Annotated in this window: 17 protein-coding genes; 8 read left to right on the plus strand and 9 right to left on the minus strand. The window is 43.0% G+C overall.

All coding sequences use genetic code 11. The features are described from left to right. Positions 1-12: 12 nt before the first annotated feature. The 3 genes from DQN58_RS05340 (at position 13) to pbpC (ending at position 9403) form a co-directional block, all read left to right on the plus strand. A complete protein-coding gene (locus tag DQN58_RS05340) occupies positions 13-5772 on the plus strand; it encodes an alpha-2-macroglobulin family protein (RefSeq protein WP_006717492.1) in 5760 nt (1919 codons plus the stop codon). Between the two features lie 149 nt (positions 5773-5921). Beyond that, a complete protein-coding gene (locus DQN58_RS05345; protein WP_032998097.1) occupies positions 5922-6935 on the plus strand; it encodes a YeiH family putative sulfate export transporter in 1014 nt (337 codons plus the stop codon). Positions 6936-7045: 110 nt separating this feature from the next. Then, positions 7046-9403, plus strand: coding sequence for a penicillin-binding protein 1C (pbpC, locus tag DQN58_RS05350; RefSeq protein ID WP_032998099.1), 2358 nt, complete (start codon positions 7046-7048; stop codon positions 9401-9403). Positions 9404-9476: 73 nt separating this feature from the next. Here pbpC and DQN58_RS09910 read toward each other — a convergent pair whose 3' ends face one another. The 8 genes from DQN58_RS09910 to DQN58_RS05385 form a co-directional block, all read right to left on the minus strand. Beyond that, positions 9477-9623: a putative periplasmic lipoprotein gene (locus tag DQN58_RS09910; RefSeq protein WP_006717498.1), complete on the minus strand. Its 147-nt coding sequence runs from the start codon at positions 9621-9623 to the stop codon at positions 9477-9479. A gap of 184 nt (positions 9624-9807) precedes the next feature. Next, positions 9808-10758 carry a ribose-phosphate pyrophosphokinase gene (locus tag DQN58_RS05355; protein WP_006717500.1) on the minus strand — a complete coding sequence of 317 codons (951 nt, stop codon included), beginning with the start codon at positions 10756-10758 and terminating at the stop codon, positions 9808-9810. A 33-nt stretch (positions 10759-10791) separates the two neighbouring features. Then, positions 10792-11721 (minus strand): 4-(cytidine 5'-diphospho)-2-C-methyl-D-erythritol kinase, encoded by a 930-nt coding sequence (ispE, locus tag DQN58_RS05360; RefSeq protein ID WP_032997796.1) that lies wholly within the window; start codon positions 11719-11721, stop codon positions 10792-10794. After that, entirely contained in the window at positions 11718-12344 is a 627-nt protein-coding gene (gene lolB, locus DQN58_RS05365) for a lipoprotein insertase outer membrane protein LolB (protein ID WP_006717504.1), read from the minus strand. The genes ispE and lolB overlap by 4 nt, the downstream gene beginning before the upstream one ends. Before the next feature lie 74 nt (positions 12345-12418). After that, on the minus strand, positions 12419-13687 hold the full coding sequence (locus DQN58_RS05370; protein ID WP_006717505.1) for a multifunctional CCA addition/repair protein: 1269 nt from the start codon (positions 13685-13687) through the stop codon (positions 12419-12421). Further along, complete coding sequence (locus DQN58_RS05375; RefSeq protein WP_006717508.1) at positions 13687-14298, minus strand: TIGR04211 family SH3 domain-containing protein; 612 nt, start codon at positions 14296-14298, stop codon at positions 13687-13689. Before DQN58_RS05375 ends, DQN58_RS05370 begins: the two co-directional genes overlap by 1 nt. Before the next feature lie 76 nt (positions 14299-14374). Next, complete coding sequence (locus tag DQN58_RS05380; protein WP_006717510.1) at positions 14375-15640, minus strand: inorganic phosphate transporter; 1266 nt, start codon at positions 15638-15640, stop codon at positions 14375-14377. Between the two features lie 25 nt (positions 15641-15665). After that, positions 15666-16346, minus strand: coding sequence for a TIGR00153 family protein (locus DQN58_RS05385; protein WP_006717512.1), 681 nt, complete (start codon positions 16344-16346; stop codon positions 15666-15668). A gap of 158 nt (positions 16347-16504) precedes the next feature. On the opposite strand from DQN58_RS05385, the gene DQN58_RS05390 reads away from it, so the two are divergent. Both DQN58_RS05390 and radA read left to right on the plus strand, forming a co-directional pair. Beyond that, a complete protein-coding gene (locus DQN58_RS05390; protein ID WP_032997798.1) occupies positions 16505-17578 on the plus strand; it encodes a CYTH domain-containing protein in 1074 nt (357 codons plus the stop codon). A 4-nt stretch (positions 17579-17582) separates the two neighbouring features. Continuing rightward, positions 17583-18956, plus strand: a complete 1374-nt coding sequence (radA, locus tag DQN58_RS05395; protein ID WP_006717515.1) for a DNA repair protein RadA — start codon at positions 17583-17585, stop codon at positions 18954-18956. Positions 18957-19050: 94 nt separating this feature from the next. Here the strand turns inward: radA and cspE are convergent, their stop codons facing one another. Next, positions 19051-19260: a transcription antiterminator/RNA stability regulator CspE gene (cspE, locus tag DQN58_RS05400; protein WP_006717517.1), complete on the minus strand. Its 210-nt coding sequence runs from the start codon at positions 19258-19260 to the stop codon at positions 19051-19053. 373 nt (positions 19261-19633) lie between these two features. Between cspE and lrp the strand changes: the two genes are divergently transcribed. From lrp to lolA, 3 genes are all read left to right on the plus strand, one after another. Continuing rightward, the gene (gene lrp / locus DQN58_RS05405; RefSeq protein WP_006717519.1) at positions 19634-20113 is read left to right on the plus strand and encodes a leucine-responsive transcriptional regulator Lrp; all 480 of its coding nucleotides are present in this window, start codon (positions 19634-19636) and stop codon (positions 20111-20113) included. A 17-nt stretch (positions 20114-20130) separates the two neighbouring features. Continuing rightward, a complete protein-coding gene (locus DQN58_RS05410) occupies positions 20131-22809 on the plus strand; it encodes a DNA translocase FtsK (protein WP_006717521.1) in 2679 nt (892 codons plus the stop codon). A gap of 108 nt (positions 22810-22917) precedes the next feature. Beyond that, complete coding sequence (gene lolA, locus DQN58_RS05415) at positions 22918-23535, plus strand: outer membrane lipoprotein chaperone LolA (RefSeq protein ID WP_032997800.1); 618 nt, start codon at positions 22918-22920, stop codon at positions 23533-23535. The last annotated feature ends 9 nt before the right edge of the window (positions 23536-23544 follow it).

A 23544-nucleotide genomic window follows, 5' to 3' on the forward strand; every position in this document is an offset into this window, starting at 1 on the left:
AGGGAGCATCTGATGCAAGACAAAACCAAATTTTCAGTGCTTGGTGCACTCGTATTAGCCATAGCAGCCGGTGGTGGCAGTTATTGGTATCAGCAGCAAAAGGGAAATGAAAACAATGCGGTTCATGTGAAATTTAATCCCATTGAACCAACTTATTACGGGGAAGAGGGGACATCAAATACCGTTTATCCACTGAACATTGAATTTAATGGCGCCGCCGCACCGATTGATAAACTGAAAACTGAGATCACGCAAGGCATTAAAATGGAACCTGCCCTTGAAGGGAGATGGGTTTGGTCGAGTGATAATTTACTGAGTTTTACGCCCGCACAGGATTGGCCAACAGGGCAAGAATATAAAATCACGTTAGATAAAACGGCATTAAACCCAGGGTTAACCTATGCGAAATCGGTCACCACGCCTCATTCTGTAAAAACCCAGCCTTTTAGTGTTGTCGACTCCGATGCGGACTTTTATCAGGATCCGAATGTCTTTCATGTTCGTCATGCGTTAACGCATTTGGTGTTTTCCAATCCGGTTGATCCGAAGGCATTAGAAAGTGCGGTTGAAGTAAATTTAGTTCGCAAAAATCAGGATCAATCGCTCAATTTGATTAATCCGTTGAAATTTAAGATTCGTTATTCCGACAATAAATTGGAAGCGTGGATCAGCTCGGATGACCTGTCTTTATCGACCCAACCGAATCAATTTGTGCAAACCAAAATTAGCCAAACGTTGCGTGCGAAGACCGGTGTGAATACCTTAGATAAAGACATCACTAAGCTCGTGCCAGTGCCGACGAAATACAGTCTGCAAAACGAGGATAATAGTTTTAAGGTTATTAACAATCAGCAAAATGAAGCAGAACAGGTTCTAACCTTTAATTTCAACTATGGCGTGAAAGGCAAAGACATTGCCGAGAATCTTATTGCGATCTTATTACCGGCATTACCTGAAGGACAAAGTTGGGAATCGGAAAAATTAACGGAAGCGGCTGTTAGACGTGGCGAACGCGTTCAACCGGAATTAATTCCAAGCGAACATCCTTACTCGGCGCAACAATCTTTTCGTTTTGATATTCCGGAAGGCCGTTGCCTTTATTTGCAACTGAATAATAAATTCACTGCCTTGGGCGGTTATCAACTGAAAAAACCGATTGGCAGCTTAGAATGTGCGCCAAATTACCCGACCTATGTCGGCTTTGTGGGCAAAGGTTCTTTATTGTCTCAATATGGCGACGGCAAATTAACCCTTGCTGTACGTAACGCTGACAGTGTGCAACTGGATATTGGCCGCGTACAGGCTGAGCAACTTCGTCATGTGGCAAATTTAAATAGCAACAGCTTCCAAAAACCGGATTTAGGCAATTTGAAATTTGATGATATTGCTACGTTTAAAACGGAAACCCTTACCGTAGCTAACGATAATCCACGTAAATCAGATTATCTCAGTGTAGATTTATCGCAAAAAGGTTTGCCAAAACAAGGGATCTTTTGGGTGAAAGCAAGTGCGGTCTCTTCTGGCAGTGAATCTGATGGCGATAATTTAAAAGATAGCAAAGATGAAGATGGCTATTATTATTGGAATTCCGATCCGGATTCGCAAACCAGTGATTACCGTTTAATCGTGTTGACGGATTTAGGCATTATTGCGAAAAAAGCTGCGGATGGTACGCAATCTGTTTTCGTGCAATCCATTGCCAGTGGGGCGCCGGTATCAAATGCGTTAGTGAAAGTGATTTCTCGCAATAACACAGTGATTGCCAGCCAATTTACTAACAAACTCGGGGTGGCTCAGCTTCCGTCTTTAGAAAACTTCAAGCAAGAACTTGAGCCGGTTATGTATTTGGTGACACGCGGGCAAGATCAGTCTTTCTTACCTATTGATAAATCAGACCGCACTTTAGATTTCTCCCGTTTTGATATTCGCGGTCAGGAAATTTCGCCGGAACAAAACGCCATTAAGACCTTCTTGTTTAATGATCGAGGTATTTATCGTCCGGGTGAGTCCGTGTATATCGGCATGATCAGCAAGGCGTTGGATTGGAAAAAATCCTTGGCAAATGTGCCACTCACTTTAGAAATCACGTCACCGTCCGGTAAAACACAATGGCAAAAAACGATCCGAGTGAGTGAAAGTGGTTTTAATGATTTGACTTATCCGTTGTCGGAAAATGCAGAAACCGGTGAATGGACGGCACATATTTCTATTGGTCAACAGCAAGAACAAATTGATGTTGGCTCTATGACGTTCCAAGTGCAGGAATTTGAACCGGATACGTTGAAAATCAATACGATGTTTAATCGTAGCCAACAAGCCGGTTGGGTTTCTCCGCAGGATTTAAAGGCGACCATCCATTTAACGAATTTATTTGGTACGCCGGCGCAAAAACGCCGAGTGAGTGCAAACATCATGTTGCATTCTCTCTTCCCGAGCTTTCCTGAATACAAGAACTATCAGTTCTATGATAATCAACGCAATAAAAATGCGATTTTGTTGGAAACCGAATTACAGGATCAAACCACGGATAATAACGGTGATGCCGTTTTTGCCTTGAATTTAGCGCAAGAAGCGGAAAATACCGTACAGATGTTGTATTTCACGGCGGACGGCTATGAAAATAACAGCGGTCGTGGCGTATCTAAAGTGCAATCGGTGTTGGTTTCTGCGCAACCTTGGTTAGTGGGCTACAGCAGTGCGCAAGACTTGAGTTATTTAAGAGAAAACGGCGTAAGCCAGGTGAACTTAATTGCGATTAATCCAAGTCTGCAAAAAATTTCCGTGCAAGGGCTAAGTGCGGTCTTAATGGAACGTAAATATGTTTCCGTGCTGACCGAACAACGCTCCGGTGCTTATAAGTACGAATCTAAACTGGTGGAAAATCAAATTGATGAAAAACCGTTGGATATCGATCAAAGCGGGTCTGATTTTGTTTTGAATACCGAGCATAGTGGTGATTTTGTATTGGTCATTAATAACCAATACGGTGAAACCGTCAATCGCATACCTTATACGGTGATTGGCAACAGCAACGTCTCTGTCGCCATGGATAAAAACACCGAACTTAAATTGAACTTGAACAAAAAACAATTTATGCCGGGTGAAGAAATCGAGGTGGCAATTAATGCACCTTATGCGGGGAGTGGATTAATCACCATTGAACGTGATCGTGTATATGCCCATCAATGGTTTAAATCCACGACTAACCGTTCTGTACAAAAAATCAGAATTCCTGAGAATTTTGAGGGAAGTGGTTATATTAACGTGCAATTCTCTCGTGATATGCAATCCGATGATATTTTCACCAGTCCGCTAAGTTATGGCGTTGCGCCGTTTAGCGTCAATGTGGATAACCATCGTTTGAATGTGACGTTAAATGTACCGCAGCAAGTGAAGTCCGGTGATAAAGTGCAGTTTACGTTATCTTCCGATAAACCAAGTAAAGCAGTAATTTATGCGGTAAATGAAGGCATCTTGCAAGTGGCTGGTCATAAACAAGAAGATCCGTTGAAGTTTTTCTTCCCGAAATATGCCCTTCAAGTGGAAACCTTGCAGATTTTGGATTTGATTTTGCCGGAATTTCGTAAAGTATTGCAGTTTGCACAAACCGGTGGTGACTCGGAAGAAATGGCAATGTTGGAAAAAGCCTTGGCGGCGAATACCAATCCATTTAAACGTAAAACCGATAAACCGGCGGTGTTCTGGTCAAATATTGTGGATGTGGACGGAAGCAAAACGGTAACTTACCAAATTCCATCGGGCTTTAATGGTAATTTGAAAGTCATGGCGGTTGCCGTAACAAATGACGGTTCACAAATGAATATCGCACAAGCGGAAACTTTGGTGCGTGACGACATGATTTTATCGCCAAGTGCACCGATAACCTTGGCACCGAATGATGAAAGTAAAGTCAGTTTGACCGTTTCGAATAATACGAAGAGTAAACAAAATGTGCTTGTTCAGCTCAATGTTGCACCGCAGTTCCAAGTATTAAGCAATGCGCAAACCTCCATTGTATTAGCTCCGATGAGTGAAGGCGTGGTGGATTTCCAATTAAAAGCAACTGATTTGCTTGGTAGCGGTATTTTATATTTCACCGCGGCTTACTTAGATGAACTGCAACAACCGGCACAGGTTGAACGCAAATACGGTATTTCCGTGCGTCCACTGACGGCGAAACAGCAATTCATCAAAGTGGGTGATGTGGCGGCAAATCAACAGGTACAAGGCGAATTACCGAATCTGTTGTTCCCACAACGCCGTGAGCAATACGCGCTGATCTCTTCCGCTCCGTTAGTCTTAGCGAAAGGTATCACAAGTTATTTAGGCAACTATGACAACTTCTGTACGGAGCAAATTATTAGTGCGGCAATGCCTAATCTGTTATTGGCGAATAATCCTGAGTATCAAAGTTTACTTGGCGTTTTATCACAAGCGGGCGACAAGCAAGCTATTGAAGCCACTAAACAGCAGTTACACAATAATTTGAATCGTGTCTTTAATTTATTACCGGCACGCCAAACTGAGAACGAAGGCTTTGGCGTATGGTCCGGTTTAGATGAAGATGATGCCTTCTTAACGGCTTATGTGGCGCATTTCCTCATTGAAGCGCAAGAGCACAACGTGCAATTACCGGCAGCATGGATTGCACCAAACGGCTTGTTTAATCAAACAATTGCGGCATTAGAACGTTTAAGTCGTCCGGAAAGTGAAGATAATTTAGCCATGCTGCGTCAACGCGCTTATGCGACGTACTTATTGGCGCGTTTAGGTCAAGTGCCAAGCGACAGCTTAATGTCTATCCGTAGTTTATTGGAGCGTCATTTCAAAGCGGAAGAATGGCAATCTGATTTAGCCGCGGCTTGGTTGGCTGGTGCCTATCAGTTGGTGAAACAGGACGAGGATGCAAACACGCTGATGAACAATCTAATGGCAAACTTTGCTCATCCGCAGGCGAAAAGCGAATGGTTCTATCGCGATTATTTAGATCCGTTGATTGAGAAAAGTTCGGTGTTGTATGTGTTGTCACGTCATTTCCCGAAACAGGCAGCGCTATTATCTAACGGATTGTTTGAAGGCATTGTGCAAGATTTAAACGACGACCGTTATAACAGCTTGTCTTCCGCAATGGTGCTTTTAGCCTTAGAGGCTTACGGTAAGCAATACCCTGACCAACTTGAAAAATTACATATTCAGCAAGAAGGTCAAAATATCGGCGGTGTACAAGGTTCTTTTGTGTTAGCCAATATCAATGCAGACAAAGCTGCACTTAACTTTGTTAACCAAAGTACGCAAAGAGCCTGGTATGCCATTAGCCAATCCGGCTATGTACAACAGCCGTCTGCTGAGGCGATTAAAAACGGCGTGGAAATCGACCGCACTTACTTAGATAAAGACGGAAAACCGGTGTCTTCTGTGAAACTTGGCGACATCATTAACGTACAAGTCAATGTGCGTTCATTGCAAAATGTGCAAGACAACATGGTGATTACCGACCTTTATCCGGCTGGATTTGAAGTAGTAACGGGGAATGGTGACATGAGCGCCCAAGAGGAAACTCAACAACGTTTTAACTGGGTACACCGTGATTTGCGTGAAGACCGTATGTTGAGCTACGGTTCCGTGGGTGAGACCACCACCGTCATTCAATATCAATTAAAAGCAGTGAACGTGGGTAAATTCAAAATTCCACAAGCTTATGCAGAAAACATGTATAACCGTGCGGTTAATGCGCAATCTGCTGCGAAAGGGGATATTGAAGTGATTCAATAATCGCTTAAAAAATAAAAAACTCTCCCTCGTTTGATGGAGAGTTTTTTATTGTTAACGGTTTACAAGCCTAAAGTGCGGTCAGAATCAACTCCATTTTTCGCTGTTCTCAGCGTATAATGAAGCCTCATTTCCCTTTCATGACAAACCAAATGAAAAATCGATCATTCTATTTCGGGCTTATTTGTGTGGCGTTTTTAGCATTTATTGCACAACAAATAAGTCAAACACCATTTGCTCAGCAGGCGCATTTTAGCGCGCTCATTATTGCCATTTTGCTGGGGATGCTCTTTGGTAATAGTGTTTATAAACGTTATGAAAGCCATATTGAAAAAGGCGTTTTATTTGCTAAAGGGCCGGTTTTACGTGCTGGGATCGTGTTGTATGGTTTTCGACTCACCTTGCAAGATATTACTGACGTGGGAATAAACGCAATTCTGACCGATGCCCTGATGTTACTTTCCACTTTTTTGCTGACCTGTTTTATTGGCATTCGGTATCTCAAAATAGATAAACAGCTTGTTTATCTCACGGCTTCCGGTTGTAGTATTTGTGGGGCGGCTGCGGTAATGGCGGCTGCACCCGTGACAAAGGCAGAATCACATAAAGTGTCGGTGGCGATTGCGGTGGTGGTGATCTTCGGCACGCTGTCCATTTTTTTGTATCCGCTTTTTTATCCTTGGGCCACCACATTAATGACACCACACCAATTCGGTATTTATGTGGGCTCCAGCGTGCATGAAGTGGCGCAGGTTTATGCCATTGGCGGCAACATTAGCCCTGTTGTCGCAGATACAGCGGTGATCACGAAAATGATTCGGGTCATGATGTTGGCCCCTTTCTTATTGGGGCTGTCTTGGCTGTTGACTAAAGAGGCGCAAGCAGGAGAACAACGGAAAATTACTATTCCCTGGTTTGCTCTTTGGTTTATTGCTGTTGCGGTGTTCAATTCGTTTAATTTGTTGCCGCAAACGCTAGTAAAAAGTTTGGTTGAGCTTGATACATTTCTGCTTGTTTCTGCGATGGCGGCCTTGGGGTTAACAACACATATCGGCGCCATTAAACAGGCGGGTTTTAAACCGCTGATCCTCGGCACTTTGGTTTACCTTTGGTTAATTGTGGGTGGTTTGTTAGTCAATTATGAAGCAGGTCTCTTTTTGTCATAGGTAGAAAAGGAATTTAATTCGTAAGTTAAGTAAAAAGGGCGGAGGTGTTTTGGCGATAAAACACATTGAAAATCTACCGCACTTTTTGTTTTTAATCATGTTTGATGGTTATGTCACAGAAATTTCGTCAATGCTTGTATGTTGTTTTATGCGGTTTACTGCTTACGGCCGTAGTGGTTCATTTTTTACCTCATGAACCCTTGAAGCAACGCTTTCCCTATTCTGTTGCCGTGTATGACGAACAGCAGAATTTATTACGCCTAACCACAGCAAAAGATCAGAAATATCGTCTTTGGACGCCATTAGAAGAACTCTCGCCACAATTAGTGGATGCCGTGCTTTTTCAGGAAGATGAATGGTTTTATTACCATTTTGGGGTGAACCCTTACGGTTTGTTGCGTGGCGCGGCACAAACCTATCTTTTAGGTGGCTCAGCGCAGGGCGGTTCTACCATCACCATGCAATTGGCGCGGATTCTATGGAATATTGACAGCCGCACTATCCACGGGAAAATCGAGCAAATTTTCCGTGCCGTTCAATTAGAATTGCAATATTCCAAACAGGATATTTTAGAGGCCTATTTCAACTTTGCGCCTTATGGTCGGAACATTGAAGGTGCCGGGACGGCAAGCCTGATTTATTTTAACCGAGCCAACAAAAACTTGAATTTAGCGGAAGCCATGACCTTAGCGATTTTGCCAAAAAATCCAAACGGCTACATTCAACAGAATAATCAGCAACTGAATCCGCAACTGTTCAATGCGCGTAATAAACTGTATGCCCGTTGGATGGAAAGTCGTCCGCAAGATCGCCAATGGCAATCCCATTTCAAATTAAATTATCCTTTACGCCCCATTGAAAAACTTCCTTTTTTCGCACCGCACTTTACCGACCAAGTGTTGCAACAATATGCGGAAAAAGAGGAGGCTAAAAATGGGCGTCTTATCACCAGTTTAAACAGCGGCTTACAACGTTTGGTTGAGCGAATCAGCCAACGCTATTTGCAACAACAAAAAACCTATGGCGTGAATAATCTGGCGGTATTGTTGGTGGATAATCGCACCATGCAAATTAAAGCCTTGGTAGGTTCCGCTGATTATTTTAATCCGCAAATCAGCGGGCAAATTAACGGCACATTGGCAAAACGTTCTTATGGTTCGACCTTGAAACCGTTTATTTATGGCTTAGCCTTTGATCAAGGGCTAGCCCATCCTAAAACGATATTAAAAGATTTGCCGACGAATTTTGCCGATTATCAACCGGAGAATTATGAAGGTAATTTTCTCGGACCGGTCAGCGTGACGCAGGCGTTATTGCAAAGCCGCAATATTCCTGCCGTCGAGATGGCACAACGTCTGAAATATCCTGATCTTTACGATTTGCTGAAACAAGCGGAAATTGTTTTGCCGAAGGAAAAAGCCCATTATGGCTTGTCGTTGGTGTTAGGCGGTGCAGAGCTTTCCATGCAACAGCTGGCCGGTTTATATACTGCCCTTGCCAATGGGGGAAAATGGCAACCGTTGCAATCCCTGAAAGAGATTTCAGCGGAACAACGTGTCTCGCTATTAAGCCCGGAAAGCAGTTATATGTTGGGTGACATTTTAGCGCAAAATATTCGCACCGATATTTATAACAAAGCCATCAAAACCAAGTTACCAATTTATTGGAAAACCGGCACGTCTAACGGATTGCGCGATGCTTGGACAGCCGGCTACTTCGGCAATTACACGTTGGTCGTGTGGTTTGGCAATTTTAACAATAAAAGCAACCCGCACTTTATCGGGCGTCGCCTGGCGGCACCGTTATTTTTACAGCTAGCAGATGCTATTATTGCGCAATCTCCGACGATGCAAGATCCACTTAGTCGTGAAAAGTTAACTTTAAAAGATGTACCGGTATGTGCCGCTGACGGCAACTTACCGAATAAATACTGTCAACAACTCACCAATACCCTGTTTATTCCTGGTAAATCGCCGATTCAAGTAAGCAATATCTATCAGCAGTTACGCGTACGTAAAGGCACGGATGTTTTAGCTTGTGCAACAGATCCGATAGAGGAAACGGAACAAAAAATTTATGAGATCTGGAGCAGTGACTATCAAAAATTGTTTGCTCAAGCCGGAATCATGAAACGTAGCCCGATGGTCAATGCCGAATGCCCTTATGAACAGCAAACTCAGTCTTTACAACAGATTACGCATAATCCGCTGAAAATTACCTCACCACTGGAAAATCGGACTTATTTTATTAATGCGAATAGCGTAGAAGACCATATTCCGTTAATTGCCACGACCTCAGGCGAGGTTCAGCATCTTTATTGGTTTGTGAATAACGCGTATTTAGGTGAGAGCAGAGCAGACGAAACATTTTTATGGAAACCGGCAGGCATCGGCACCTATCAAATAACGGTTGTTGATGAAGCCGGCTATCGGACAACCATTAATGTGACAGTGAAAATCACCCGTTAAGGAAATGAAAGTGCGGTCGAAAAAATAGGTAAATTTTCTACCGCACTTTGAGATTTGAGATAGGGTTTGGGGATTAATTATTAATACCCAGTGTTTTAGTATTTTTATCGAATTTTAAACCGGAGTGAGAACCTTCGGAGCCATTAAAATAAATATCTTTTGGCTGAGAACAGGCGGTGATGGTTAAAATTGCCGTAAAGACTAAAATAAGTTTTTTCATGCGATACCTCTATGTGTCAAAAATATGGTTGTAATTATAGCATAGGGAAGGCAGATTTAAGGTGGCGAAACAAGGAAACCAATAATTAAAAGTGGGAATATTGATTTGATATAAAAAAACAAAAGGCTTAGTTTTCTAAGCCTTTTGTCATTTAAAGTGCGGTTGATTTTATATGTATTTTCGCTTATTCATCAAACATTGCAGAGATGGATTCTTCGTTGCTGATACGGCGAATCGCTTCTGCAAGCATTTTGGATAATGTTAATGAGCGAACTTTACCTAATGCGATAATTTCGTCCGTCAACGGAATGGTGTCTGTTACGACAACTTCATCTAACGCATCGCTGGCAAGGTTTTTCGCGGCAGAACCTGAGAATACCGCATGTGTAGCGTAAGCGAAGACGCGTTTAGCACCACGTTCTTTTAAGGCTTCAGCCGCTTTGCATAAGGTGCCGCCGGTGTCGATCATGTCATCAACTAAGATACAATCACGATCTGCTACATCACCAATGATGTGCATTACTTGAGAAACGTTAGCACGTGGACGGCGTTTGTCGATAATCGCCATGTCGGTGTCATTTAATAATTTAGCCACAGCACGGGCACGTACGACACCACCGATATCCGGAGACACAACGATTGGATTCACTAAGTCGGTTTTTTTCAAAATGTCATCGATTAACACCGGGGAACCGAATACGTTATCTACCGGCACATCAAAGAAACCTTGGATTTGTTCTGCGTGTAAATCGCAGGTTAACACACGGTCAACGCCAACGCCGGATAAGAAGTCTGCCACGACTTTTGCTGTAATCGGTACACGAGCAGAACGAACACGGCGGTCTTGGCGGGCGTAACCGAAATAAGGGATTACGGCAGTAATACGACCGGCAGAAGCGCGACGTAATGCATCAACCATAACCAATAATTCCATTAAGTTGTCATTTGTTGGTGCGCAGGTTGATTGAATGATAAATACATCGCTACCGCGAACATTTTCATTGATTTGCACTTGTACTTCACCATCGCTGAAACGACCAACGGTTGCATCGCTTAATTTCGTTTTTAAGCATATTGAAATGCGTTTGGCGAGTTCCGGTGTAGCGTTACCGGCGAAGAGTTTAATATCTGGCATTGTAAGTTTGACCTCAGGTGTTAGATGATAAAATTAGGGGGTTAACGGAGAAACCGGGTTTTCACTTTTAAGCTGTTTCAACATCGTGCGTAACGGTGAAACGTTTAATCCTTTGGCGACAAATCCAAAATACGCTTTTGGCATGTCGTCGAGCACGGATCGCGCGGATCTTTCATCGTCAAATTCCGCAAAAACACAAGCGCCGGTTCCTGTTAATCTTGCTGGAGCATATTCTACCAACCAGTTCAGTATTTCTTCAACCTCTGAATAGTGATCTCGTACAACTTTTTCGCAATCGTTTACATATTCTTCGGACAATAATTGTTGTAGTGATTTTTTCGGGGTATTTCGCGGCAAATCGGGTGAGGAAAAAACCACGGCGGTAGAAATAGACACATTTGGCTTGATCACGAGATACCACTTCTCCGGTGGTTCGCAATAGGTGATTTTTTCGCCTACGCCTTCGGCAAATGCGGCTTTGCCATGCACGAAAATGGGAACATCTGCACCTAAGCTTAAACCAAGAGCGGCAAGTTGCTCGGTGTCTAAATGGGTTTGCCATAAATGATTTAAGGCAACGAGAGCCGTTGCCGCGTTAGAGGAGCCGCCACCCACGCCCCCACCGATAGGCAGAATTTTATCTAATTGCAAGTCTGCGCCGAGTGAGCAACCGGTTTTTTGTTGTAATAAATGTGCCGCACGATAAATCAAATTATCTTCAGGTGCCAAATCAGCGATTGGCGAAATTAAATTGATTTTGCCGTCATTTCTTACCTTAATCGATAGCCAATCGCCAAAATCCACAAATTGAAACAGCGTTTGTAATTCGTGATAACCATCCGGGCGTTTTCCGTTGATATACAAGAACAGATTTAATTTCGCCGGGCAAGGGAAACGCAGGCCGGCTTCATTATTTAAGCTTTCTGGCACTAAAAGTGCGGTGGAAAATTGGTATGTTTTCATTTTAAGTTCCATTCATCCACACGAATCTTCAGGGTTTGCCCTTCGGTTTTCAGCAAGATATTTTCCGGCATTGGTGGCTGTCGATTGAGGTGATAGGACAAATAATCTGCCGTCCATGTTTTGCCGTCAACGAGATGAGTAAAAGAACCGAGGAAATGATTTTCCGCCACTAAATAGTCGCTGTTATCTTTCGGTTGGCCTTTTAGCCAAAAGACAAATTCATCCAATGGGAAATCCATGCCGATAATTTCTCTGAGTAACATTTTTGCATCGGCTGCAGAACGTTGACGACCTTTATTGTCGGAAATCGTCATGCCTTGTGGGTGCATTTGAATTTGCAGGGTTTCGCTGCTGAGCGTGGAATAAAGTTTCAACGTGTAATTTTGTTGATTTTGGTATTGCCAGTCAAAACGGGTAGAGAAACGTTCTTTCGTGCTGATATAGCCCAGTTGGCCTAAAGCTTGGTAACTTTTGATTTGTTGTAACTGTTTTAAATGCTGTTGCCATGTGGGATCTGTTTTTTCGATGTATTTTACATCGGTAGGGCGTTGCTGATCGACGGTACAGCCGCACAATAACAGTCCGGCGAAGAGAATCCAAAGAGAAAATTTAATGGTTTTCATACATGACCTGTTTGATAAAAAATAACGCTGATTTTACGGCTCGATTTTTATGGCGTAAAGCATTCAACGCCGGTTTAGGGTTTAAAGTGCGGTAGGATTTCTTGGCGTTTTTGTTTGACGGCAAAAATACGTCCGCGATTAAGTTGATCACGAATGGCTTTGTTTTCAAAACCGGCAGCAATAATAGATTGAATATCTACTTTTAATGCGGCTTGATACAAGGCGATGGCAAATTCCTGTTGAGGGTATTGAATGTGTTCAAATCCTTTACGGCCTCGTGTATCGGCAAAACAAACAAGAAGAAACTCCATAAAACGCAATGGCTTACGCCATACATCAAAAGTATTAAACAGTTTTACAATGGTTTCCGGGCGTAGCTCAAACACTTTGTGAACATGTGAATGATATTCGCAGGTGAGTTCTGCCAGTTGTTGATAATATGTTGGTACTTTTAAACGTTTACACAGGCTTTTTGTCGGTACAACGCCTAATTTTTCGTGGCCGTGGTGATGGGGCCAGTTTTGTTTTGGGGTACAGGCTTTGCCTAAATCATGACAAATGGCGGCAAAACGGACCGCACTTTTATGGCAATCGACCTGTTCTGAAAGCAGAGTTGCTTGTTGTAATACCATCATCGTATGCACGAAGCTGTCGATTTCCGGATGATATTTTGCCGGATTTGGCACGCCATAAAGGGCATCCAATTCGGGAAAGAGCACTTTGAGTGCACCAACTTGACGTAAGGTTTCAAAGTAAATTTCAGGATTTTTTTCATTTAAGGCTTTTTCAGTTTCAGCCCAAACGCGCTCGGCTGTCAGATGTTGCAGCTCGCCTTGCGCACTAAGTGCGGTCATTAATTGTAGAGTTTCATCAGCGATGTTGAAGCCTAAGTAATGATAGCGAGCAGCAAAACGGGCGACCCGCAAAACGCGTAAAGGATCTTCCGAAAATGCGGGGGAAACATGGCGCAAAACACGTTTTTCTAGATCTTCCACGCCATGATATGGATCGTATAAATTGCCGGCTAAATCTTGCGCAATAGCGTTAATGGTAAGATCGCGACGAACTAAATCTTGTTCTAACGTGATGTCAGCAGAAAAATCGCAAATAAAGCCGGTATAACCGTTGCCCGCTTTGCGTTCAGTACGCGCCAAAGCATACTCTTCTTTGTTTTGTGGATGGAGAAAAACCGGGAAATCTTTACCGACTTGTTGATAGCCTTGATTCAGCAAATCTTGTGGCGTGGCGCCCACAATCACCCAATCCCGATCTTTGACGGGAAGGTTGAGGAGCTGATCGCGAACTGCGCCTCCGACTAAATAGACGTGAAATTTTTCCGCCATTATGACCAACTATCGCGACGACGGCGTTTAGGCATAATAAACGGTAATACTAAGCCGAGAACCAATCCCACGCCCAGTACCGAACCGCCGTAGATAAACCATTGAATGGCAATTTCGCGTTTGCCGGCATCTAACATGGCTTCTAAATCACGATTTTTATTTTTGGTCATTTCCAATTCCCGTTTTAGTTGGGAGTTTTGTTCCAATAATTCGCTGCTTTGTTGCTCCGCCTGTTTGGTACGACGTTGCATTTCTACGGTGCGTTTTTGCCAATCTCCGTCTAAACGATTGAGTTTTAGACTCAACTCTTGAATTTGATTTTTTAATCTCGGATTTTCATCTTTGCTACTGGCGTTAGTACTGAGTTCACTGCTTAAAATCCAGGCTTCACGGTTTTTACTGTCGCGAACCAGCGTGTAACGATCTTTTTTATCTAATACGGTAACGGCTTCGCCTGCTTGAATGGTGCCGGCAATTTTAAATTGTTCACCGGCGCCTTTGCGTAAAAACGTGGAGAGGTTTTCTGTGACGTATTTTGTTTCTCCTTGTGCGGCAGACATGCCAACGGTGAAGCAAAATAGTGCAAGCAGTGTAGATAAAGCTTTTTGCATAGGGAAATCCTTTATAAAAAAACGAAAAGTGCGGTGAAATTTTAATGTAAATATTGACCGCACTTTTCAGACAGGATTAATGGAAAATAGTTGTTAAGAGGTAATAAATAATAATAGCGAAGAACGCACCGGCCGGTAGCGTAACCACCCAAGAAACAACAATATTACGAATAACGTTTAAGTTAATGGCCGCGATACCGCGCGCAAAACCGATACCTAACACCGCACCAACAAGGGTTTGCGTAGTGGAAATCGGTAATCCGGTACCTGAGGCGATAACCACCGTGGTCGCGGTAGCAAACTGGGCTGCAAAACCACGGCTTGGTGTGAGATCCGTAATGCCGGTGCCGATGGTTGCCATCACTTTATAACCCATAACAATTAAACCAACAACAATCCCTGCGGCGCCTAAAGGTAGAATCCACCAAGCAAGGGGAACGTTGTTAACAATCTGACCGCCACTTTCAATAATGGCAACAACCGCAGAAAGTGGGCCAATCGCATTGGCTACATCGTTTGAACCATGGGCAAATGCCATGGCGCAAGCGGTCATCAACATCAGAATACTGAAGACTTTTTCTACGCCGCCGAAGGAGCCGCCTTCCAACATTTTGTATTTAAATTTGATGCTACGGAAATAAAAGTGGCTGTAAATAATGGAAATAATGCCGATAGCAAAAGAAATCAGTAAGTTCTCTGTGCTACTTAAATTCAATCCAACGTGTTTTAACCCTTTGTTTAAGGTCACGATACACAAAATAAAAATGGTGATGCCCATGTAGTAAGGGCCGTATTTTTGTGCATTTCTAAAAGGGCTTTCTGTATCGAAAATCAGTTTTTGTGTGCTGATAAAAATAGCGTAAGCGAGTAAACCGGCAAGTAAGGGGGTGATAAACCAGCTACCTACAATATTTTTAATGTTGCTCCAGTCAACAGAGTGCGGTCCTGCAGTCACGCAAGCGAAACCGATGATCGCACCGACGATAGAGTGAGTTGTGGATACCGGCCAGCCCATACGGGAGGCAATTAATAACCATGCGCCTGAAGCGAATAAAGCTGACATCATGCCAAAGACCAGAACTTCCGGCTCAGCAACAAATTGCATGGTGTCGATAATGCCGCTTTTGATGGTTTCGGTGACTTCGCCACCGGCAAGATAAGCACCTGCCGCTTCAAAAATCATTGCAATAATAATGGCTTGTTTTGCTGTGATTGTTCCTGAGCCAACGGATGTTCCCATTGCATTTGAAACATCGTTGGCTCCTACGCCAAAGGCCATAAAAAAGCCAAAAACGGCTGTAATGAAAATCAATAATGAGCCGTATTGATGAAGTAGTTCCATTGAAAAATACCTAAGTAAATGGAAATTATGAGCGAGCCAGCATTAATTCAATGCGTGAACCGACTCGTTGTGCTTGGTCAGCAAGCACGCCAACCCATTCAATAATTTTATATAAGAACATGACATCGATTGGGTTGTAACGACCTTCAACCTCATAAAGCATTTTTCTTAATTTGATTTGCATTTGATCGGTATCATCTTCAATGATATCTAACTCGTTAATCATTTGATTAACAAAGTTTAATTCACGACCTTTGAAACCGGTTTCTAATAATTGATCCATTTCTTCGATCACTTTATGGGCTTGTTCGGTAGCATCTAAGCTGCGTCTCACATAGCTCATAAATTCATCATGCATTTCCGGTGGAATGCCAAATTGACGTCCAACCATACGACCGGCGATGTCCTTTGCGTAATTCGCTAATTTGTCTTGTTGTGTGACCAATTCTAATAAATCGGTACGTTCAATTGGCATGAATAAACCGCGTGGTAATTTCAAACGGATCTCACGTTTTAATGCATCGGCTTGACGCTCATGTGCGGAAATATCTAAACGGAATTGTTCAGCAGCATTCCAGTCTTCACGGAAGATTGCTTCAAAGAAAGGAACCAATAATTCACAGCATTCAGTGACTTTATTGGAGTGTTTTTGTAACGGCTTTAAAGGGGAGTGGGCAAATAATCCAAGGATATTATTCATTGCCATGAAGATGACTCCTAATTAAGGTTAATAATTCACGCGCATATTACCTGATGTAAATGAAAAATTCACGATTTTAATCGAAAAAATCAGGCTTTTATTGGATAATAAAACCCGTGAATTTAGAGTAAATACAAAACTTTATGATCTTAAAGGATTTTATCATGGCAAACGAAATCGAATTAAAATTAGCGGTCGGTGATATTCATGAGGAACAGCTCAATACCCTGCTACATCATTTTCACATTATTGAGCAGCAAAAAGCCTTTTTAGCCAATACCTATTACGACACTGCCGATAACTATTTCACTCAACAGAAAATGGGCTTGCGTGTGCGTCAGCAAGATGACCATTACACCTTGACCTTAAAAACCGATGGTAAAGTATCCGGTGGGTTGCATGTTCGCCCGGAATATAACGTGGAATTACCGACATCAGAACCTAATTTAGCGGCGTTAATCCGTCAGCACGGGCTTGTATTAGAAAATGTTGATGAGCCCTTACAGCCGATTTTTAGCACCGACTTTGAACGCCAAAAATGGCTGGTTCAATATACGCCCGATTGTCAAATTGAAGTGGCATTCGATCAGGGAAATGTTATAGCAGGTGACAAACAACAGCCTATTCGTGAAATTGAGTTTGAAGTGAAGTCTGGTGAATTGGGGCCATTTTTTGCCTTTGTCGCTGATTTTTTAACCCATTATGCAGACAAGGTACATTTTTATTCTCTCAGCAAAGCAAAACGTGGATATCAGTTAGCTCAAGGAAAAACCACGAAGTCCAGTGAGTGGATTGAGCAGTGGCGGGGCTTTTTGTATTCGGAAAAACGGATGCCAAAAACAACGGAAAAATTGACCGCACTTTTAGCTTATGAGCAGTCTTTAGTCGAAGAAACATTGGCTTTAGGGGCTCATTTTTTTGCATCAGATTTTATTAAAACTGTAGAACGGGTAGGGGCTTTTTTCAATTTATATCATTATTACGAAGATAATAAATCTTTGTTAGAAGCAGCGTTGAATGAACAGCTGGCAGCGAATCAACATTATGCACAGGAAAATGTGTTGAACGATTTAACCGAAGCGAACGCGGATGTTTTGGCGAAACTGCATGACGTCATTCGTTTGCACAGTGAGACGAAAGATAATGCGCTGGCGATGAATAAATTGCTCGACCTTATTCAAACGCCGCAATATGCACAACGCATGCTTCACCTGATTACGTTAACGATCGGCGGATAACCCTATGGCGAAAACAAAAACGGCTTATGTTTGTAACGATTGCGGCGCGGAATATTCCCGTTGGCAAGGGCAGTGTGGTGCCTGTAAAGCTTGGAATACCATTACCGAAGTGCGGTTGGTTTCTACGCCGAATAATAAAGCGGATCGATTTAGTGGCTATGCCGGTGAGACTCGCGCCAAAATTCAAACGTTAAGTGAAATTAGCCTACAAGAAACCCCGCGTTTTAGCAGTGGTTTTTATGAACTGGATCGCGTGCTGGGCGGCGGGGTCGTGCCGGGCAGTGCGATTTTAATCGGGGGACATCCGGGCGCGGGGAAAAGTACGTTATTGTTACAGGTGATGTGTTATTTGTCGCAAAAAATGACCGCACTTTATGTGACCGGTGAAGAATCTTTGCAACAAGTCGCCATGCGTGCCAAACGCCTCGGGTTGCCGCCGGAAAAACTGAATATGCTGTCGGAAACTTCCGTCGAGCAGATTTGTAATTTGGCGGATCAATTAAAACCGCAAATTATCGTCATTGACTCTATTCAGGTGATGCATTTGGCGGATATTCAATCGTCACCGGGCAGTGTGGCACAGGTGCGTGAATGTGCTTCTTTTTTAACGCGTTATGCAAAAACTCGACAAGTGGCAATCATCATGGTGGGGCATGTCACCAAAGATGGTACCCTTGCCGGGCCGAAGGTGTTAGAGCATGCCATTGACTGTTCCTTATTATTGGAAGGCGAAACAGATTCCCGCTACCGTACCCTGCGTAGCCACAAAAACCGCTTTGGTGCCGTGAATGAGTTAGGCGTATTTGCCATGACAGAACAAGGTTTGCGTGAAGTGAAAAACCCATCGGCGATTTTTTTAAGTCGCGGTGATGAACAAACGCCCGGTAGCTCAGTGATGGTGCTATGGGAAGGTACGCGCCCGTTGCTGGTGGAAATTCAAGCGCTAGTGGATCATTCTATGCTCGCTAATCCACGCCGTGTCGCTGTGGGGTTAGAACAAAACCGTCTTGCTTTATTACTGGCTGTGTTGCATCGCCACGGGGGATTGCAAATGGCGGATCAAGATGTGTTTGTGAATGTCGTTGGCGGCGTCAAAGTGACCGAAACCAGTGCTGATTTGGCTTTGCTTCTGGCGCTGATTTCCAGCTTCCGCAATCGTCCGTTACCGCAAGATCTTGTGGTGTTTGGCGAGGTGGGATTAGCCGGTGAAATTCGTCCTGTACCAAGTGGGCAGGAACGTATTAGTGAGGCAGCAAAACACGGTTTTAAACGTGCGATTGTCCCGTTCGGGAATAAGCCAAAACATGCGGTGGAAAACATGCAAGTGTTTACAGTGAAGAAATTAGTTGATGCGCTGGGAATCTTAGATTCGCTTTAAAAAAGCACCGCACTTTTGAAAATGCGACTGAATGAAAAACGATAGATAAAAAATAGCCCTTTTGAGAAGGGCTATTTTTATGTAGAAATGTTTCTTAAATCACTTCAACGTCAACTGCTGTCGGACCGCGTTGGGAATCTTGTACGTTAAAAGCAACACGGTCGCCCTCGTTTAAAGTACGGAAATTATTGCCCACGATGCCGGAGAAGTGTACGAAAACATCTTTAGAACCATCTTCAGGTGCGATAAAACCGAAACCTTTTGTTGAATTGAACCATTTTACGGTGCCGTTTAATTTAGACATGTTGTCTTCCTTATTTGAAATAATGAAATTGTGTGCTCATGTTCAGCACGAATTGCTAGCGATTTAACTTAAATAGAGATGGATAAATTGAATCTTCAAAGCACAAATTCAAAACTTGAATGAGGAAGAACCGAAATAACTAACTTACTGAAGTGATTGTCTAGCGGGTGCTCATTAGAACACGCAAAGGGAATGAAAACAATCTCTTTTTACTTAGATCTGCATTGTTCTTTGATTGAATGCAAAATAGAGTTAAACAAATTAAATTTTGTATTAAATGAATATTGGAGAGCTTTCTACTTTCTTACTGCAATATTGGGTCAAATAAGCTAGAATTAATCACTATTTTCTCTCATTCATACGAACGTCACACATGGAAAAGAAATTAACAAAAGCTTTAGATGCCATTGATATAAAAATACTCAATGAATTACAACGCAACGGCAAAATTTCCAACATTGATTTGTCAAAAAAAGTGGGATTGTCCCCAACGCCTTGTTTAGAACGTGTAAAACGTTTGGAGAAACAAGGGGTGATTATGGGATATCGCGCCTTACTGAATCCGGAATTATTAGATTCGCCATTGTTAGTGATCGTAGAAATTACTTTAGTGCGCGGTAAACCCGATGTCTTTGAAGAATTTAATTTGGCAGTACAACAGTTGGATGAAATTCAAGAATGCCATTTAGTTTCCGGTGATTTCGATTATTTATTGAAAACCCGAGTGGCGGATATGGCAGCGTACCGTAAATTGCTGGGGACCACTTTACTACGGTTGCCCGGCGTAAATGACACCCGCACTTATGTGGTAATGGAAGAAGTCAAACAAACCAATTTTTTACAGTTGAAATAGAGATAAAGTCGTAACGCATGATTAAACGTATTACCGAACATTTTTCCCCGAAATATTATTTATTAAATTTGTTGCTAGGTATGACCGCACTTTTCGGGTTTTATCTGATCATTGCTTGGTCGGGATACACACCGTTGGATAATTCTTGGGCGACCTCCAGTTTTGCACCGGATACTATCAACAAAGCCGGCGCATTCGGTGCATGGTTTGTAGATTTATTTTTTGTACTTTTCGGTTACGTGGGGAATGTTATTCCGTTCATGTTGTGTTTTATTCCCGCGTATTTAATTCGTACTAAACGAGTGACTTCGCTGACATGGACGAAATTTAGTTTGCGGACATTCGGTTTTATTTTATTGCTTTGCGGGTTAACGGTCATTTGCACATTGTCTTTTAACAACACGGCAAATTATTTATCCGGTGGCGTGTTAGGCGGCTGGCTCACTTTAACGTTCTATGAAGCGGCCGGAAAATTTGGGTTGCTTGTCTTCGCGGGCATTTTTGCCCTCGCTGGCTTTATTTTGTGTTCCGGTGCTTCGTTTATTCGCCTGTTGCTTCGTTTCTATCAATGGTTAACCATGCAAACGCCACTAGCGGAAGAAACGCAACCGCAAGCAGAAGAAAATGCTCCTGCTGAAGCGAAAGAAGAAATTATTTTGGTTTCTCAAGAAAGCCTAATGACGCAGGCAAAAGGCTTGGCTGAAGAAAATTCAGCAGAAACAAATACGGAATCAAATCATCAGCTTCATATCACCGGACTCTCTGAAGAAACGACATCAGTGTCTTCCGACAATATGACTATTGCTGTGGAAAAAGAGGGTGATACTTCTGACACGTTCATTCCTTATGACTTTGAGCAGCAAGAGGTATTACCGAATGTGACCATTGCTACACCTGCCCAAGACGCTCTACCACTGACACAAGTACCTGTTGAGCCAAAGACTGAGATCCAAAGTGCGGTGGATTTTTCCCATGATTTTTCAGAACGGGAAATAATGCCAACGGTGTCTTTAGCATCGCCACATGCGAATGCGCATGAAGAGACGTCACAACTGACTCAAATTCATCATGAAACAACCGTGGTTACTCCGTCAGTGAGTGACACAGAAGAAGTCGAAGCAGGCGTACCTCACATTACACCACAATATAAACCTTATGGTGATTCTCTTGTTCATCCGGCATTTCAGCAGCATAAAGCTAACGTAGAAAAACCGACCACACCATTGCCGAGCTTGGATTTATTGGAGCGTCACCAAAGCAAAGCTCAAAATATTACTCAAGAAGAAATTGTGGAAACCTCGCAACGTATTGAACAACAGTTACGCAATTTCAATGTGAAAGCCAAAGTAAAAGATGTGTTGGTTGGGCCTGTGGTAACCCGTTATGAATTGGAGTTAGACCCAGGCGTAAAAGCCGCCAAAGTCACCAGTTTGGATACAGACTTGGCACGCGCGTTGATGTTCCGCTCAATTCGTGTGGCGGAAGTCATCCCAGGTAAACCTTATATCGGCATTGAAACGCCGAATGATCATCGTCAAATGGTACCGCTTCGCGATGTGCTGGATAGCGATGAATTCCGTAATGCCAAAGCGTTGCTTTCCATGGCGTTAGGTAAAGATATTAGTGGTAAACCAATGATTGTGGATCTCGCAAAAATGCCTCACTTATTGGTGGCGGGAACCACCGGTTCCGGAAAATCTGTTGGCGTGAATACGATGATTTTAAGCTTGCTTTATCGCGTGAAACCGGAAGAGGTCAAGTTCATCATGATTGACCCGAAAGTTGTCGAACTTTCTATTTATAACGACATTCCACATTTGTTGACGGAAGTGGTGACCGACATGAAAAAAGCCGCCAATGCGTTGCGTTGGTGCGTGGATGAAATGGAGCGTCGTTATCAATTATTGTCTGCTTTACGAGTGCGTAACATTGAAGGGTTTAATGAAAAAATCGATGAATATGATGCGTTGAAAATGCCGATTCCAAATCCATTATGGCGTCCGGGCGATTCTATGGATCAGCTTCCGCCTCCGTTAGAGAAGCTGAGTTATATTGTAGTCGTTGTGGATGAATTTGCCGATTTAATGATGGTTGCCGGCAAACAGGTGGAAGAACTGATTGCGCGTTTGGCGCAAAAAGCCCGTGCAGTGGGGATTCACTTGATTTTGGCAACGCAACGTCCTTCTGTGGATGTCATTACCGGTTTAATCAAAGCCAATGTGCCGAGCCGTATTGCTTTTACTGTGGCAACGAAAATTGACTCACGTACGATTCTCGATGCAGGTGGTGCGGAATCTTTGTTGGGCAAGGGCGATATGTTGTATTCACCGCAAGGTTCTACCGAATTAATCCGTATTCACGGTGCCTTTATGACTGATGATGAAGTTAGCCGTGTCGCAGACGATTGGAGAGCGCGTGGCAAACCGAATTATATTGAAGGCATTTTAGACGGCAATGAAGACGAAGATGCCTTAGAACGCTTAGGTGATAATTCGGGTGAGACCGATGAGTTGTTTGATGAAGTGGTCGAGTTTGTTGTCAGCACGGGCACAACCTCCATTTCTGCGATTCAACGTCGTTTCCGTGTGGGCTTTAACCGTGCAGCGAATATTATGGATCAACTGGAAGAACAGGGAATTGTCTCGCCATTGCAAAATGGCAAGCGTGAGATTTTGGCGCGCGGGGCGGATTATTAGAATTAATCTCTCCTTTTGAGGTCAAAGGGTTACTTTATTTTTGGCTGTTTATCGGTGCATAAACTGAAGCGGCTAAAGGTAATCGGTTTAAACAAGGAATTGAATAACATGAAAAAAACGTTTCAAAAACTCACCGCACTTTCTCTTTTGGCAATGGCGACCCTTGCTTGGGCAAATGCTGATATTGAGTTACAGAATCGCTTAAATAAAGTGGATACGTTAAGTGCCGATTTTGCACAAACGGTGAGTTCGGCAAATGGTAAAAATGTGCAACAAGGCAACGGAAAGTTACAAATTAAGCGTCCGAATTTATTTCGCATGGATACCAAATCACCACAAGAAACCCAAATTATTGCCGATGGACAAACCCTTTGGTTCTATGATCCCTTTGTGGAACAAGTGACGGCCAATTGGGTAAAAGAGGCGGTAAATAATACGCCGTTCGTGTTGCTCACCAGCAATGACAAAAGCCATTGGGCGCAATATTCGGTAGAACAAAAAGATGACACTTTCGTGTTAAAACCGAAAGCTAAAAACAGCAATATCAAGCAATTTGATATTCGTATCGATCAAAACGGCGTATTAAAAGGTTTTAGTACCATTGAAAAAGATGGGCAGTCTAATCAATATATTTTGCGCAATATTACTAACCAACATTTAGATGGCGGTTTGTTTAAATTTAGCATACCCAAAGGCGTAGAATTGGACGACCAACGTAAAAAATAAGCGAATTGA

This window comes from Aggregatibacter segnis ATCC 33393 (assembly GCF_900476035.1).
Classification (GTDB): domain Bacteria; phylum Pseudomonadota; class Gammaproteobacteria; order Enterobacterales; family Pasteurellaceae; genus Aggregatibacter; species Aggregatibacter segnis.

Coding starts and splice junctions, on each gene's coding strand:
- DQN58_RS05355 (WP_006717500.1), bottom strand. CDS start 10,758: ATGCCAGATATTAAACTCTTCGCCGGTAACGCTACACCGGAACTCGCC.
- ispE (WP_032997796.1), bottom strand. CDS start 11,721: ATGAAAACATACCAATTTTCCACCGCACTTTTAGTGCCAGAAAGCTTA.
- lrp (WP_006717519.1), top strand. CDS start 19,634: ATGGAAAAGAAATTAACAAAAGCTTTAGATGCCATTGATATAAAAATA.
- DQN58_RS05385 (WP_006717512.1), bottom strand. CDS start 16,346: ATGGCAATGAATAATATCCTTGGATTATTTGCCCACTCCCCTTTAAAG.
- DQN58_RS05380 (WP_006717510.1), bottom strand. CDS start 15,640: ATGGAACTACTTCATCAATACGGCTCATTATTGATTTTCATTACAGCC.
- lolA (WP_032997800.1), top strand. CDS start 22,918: ATGAAAAAAACGTTTCAAAAACTCACCGCACTTTCTCTTTTGGCAATG.
- DQN58_RS05370 (WP_006717505.1), bottom strand. CDS start 13,687: ATGGCGGAAAAATTTCACGTCTATTTAGTCGGAGGCGCAGTTCGCGAT.
- DQN58_RS05375 (WP_006717508.1), bottom strand. CDS start 14,298: ATGCAAAAAGCTTTATCTACACTGCTTGCACTATTTTGCTTCACCGTT.
- DQN58_RS05390 (WP_032997798.1), top strand. CDS start 16,505: ATGGCAAACGAAATCGAATTAAAATTAGCGGTCGGTGATATTCATGAG.
- radA (WP_006717515.1), top strand. CDS start 17,583: ATGGCGAAAACAAAAACGGCTTATGTTTGTAACGATTGCGGCGCGGAA.
- DQN58_RS05340 (WP_006717492.1), top strand. CDS start 13: ATGCAAGACAAAACCAAATTTTCAGTGCTTGGTGCACTCGTATTAGCC.
- lolB (WP_006717504.1), bottom strand. CDS start 12,344: ATGAAAACCATTAAATTTTCTCTTTGGATTCTCTTCGCCGGACTGTTA.
- cspE (WP_006717517.1), bottom strand. CDS start 19,260: ATGTCTAAATTAAACGGCACCGTAAAATGGTTCAATTCAACAAAAGGT.
- pbpC (WP_032998099.1), top strand. CDS start 7,046: ATGTCACAGAAATTTCGTCAATGCTTGTATGTTGTTTTATGCGGTTTA.
- DQN58_RS05410 (WP_006717521.1), top strand. CDS start 20,131: ATGATTAAACGTATTACCGAACATTTTTCCCCGAAATATTATTTATTA.
- DQN58_RS09910 (WP_006717498.1), bottom strand. CDS start 9,623: ATGAAAAAACTTATTTTAGTCTTTACGGCAATTTTAACCATCACCGCC.
- DQN58_RS05345 (WP_032998097.1), top strand. CDS start 5,922: ATGAAAAATCGATCATTCTATTTCGGGCTTATTTGTGTGGCGTTTTTA.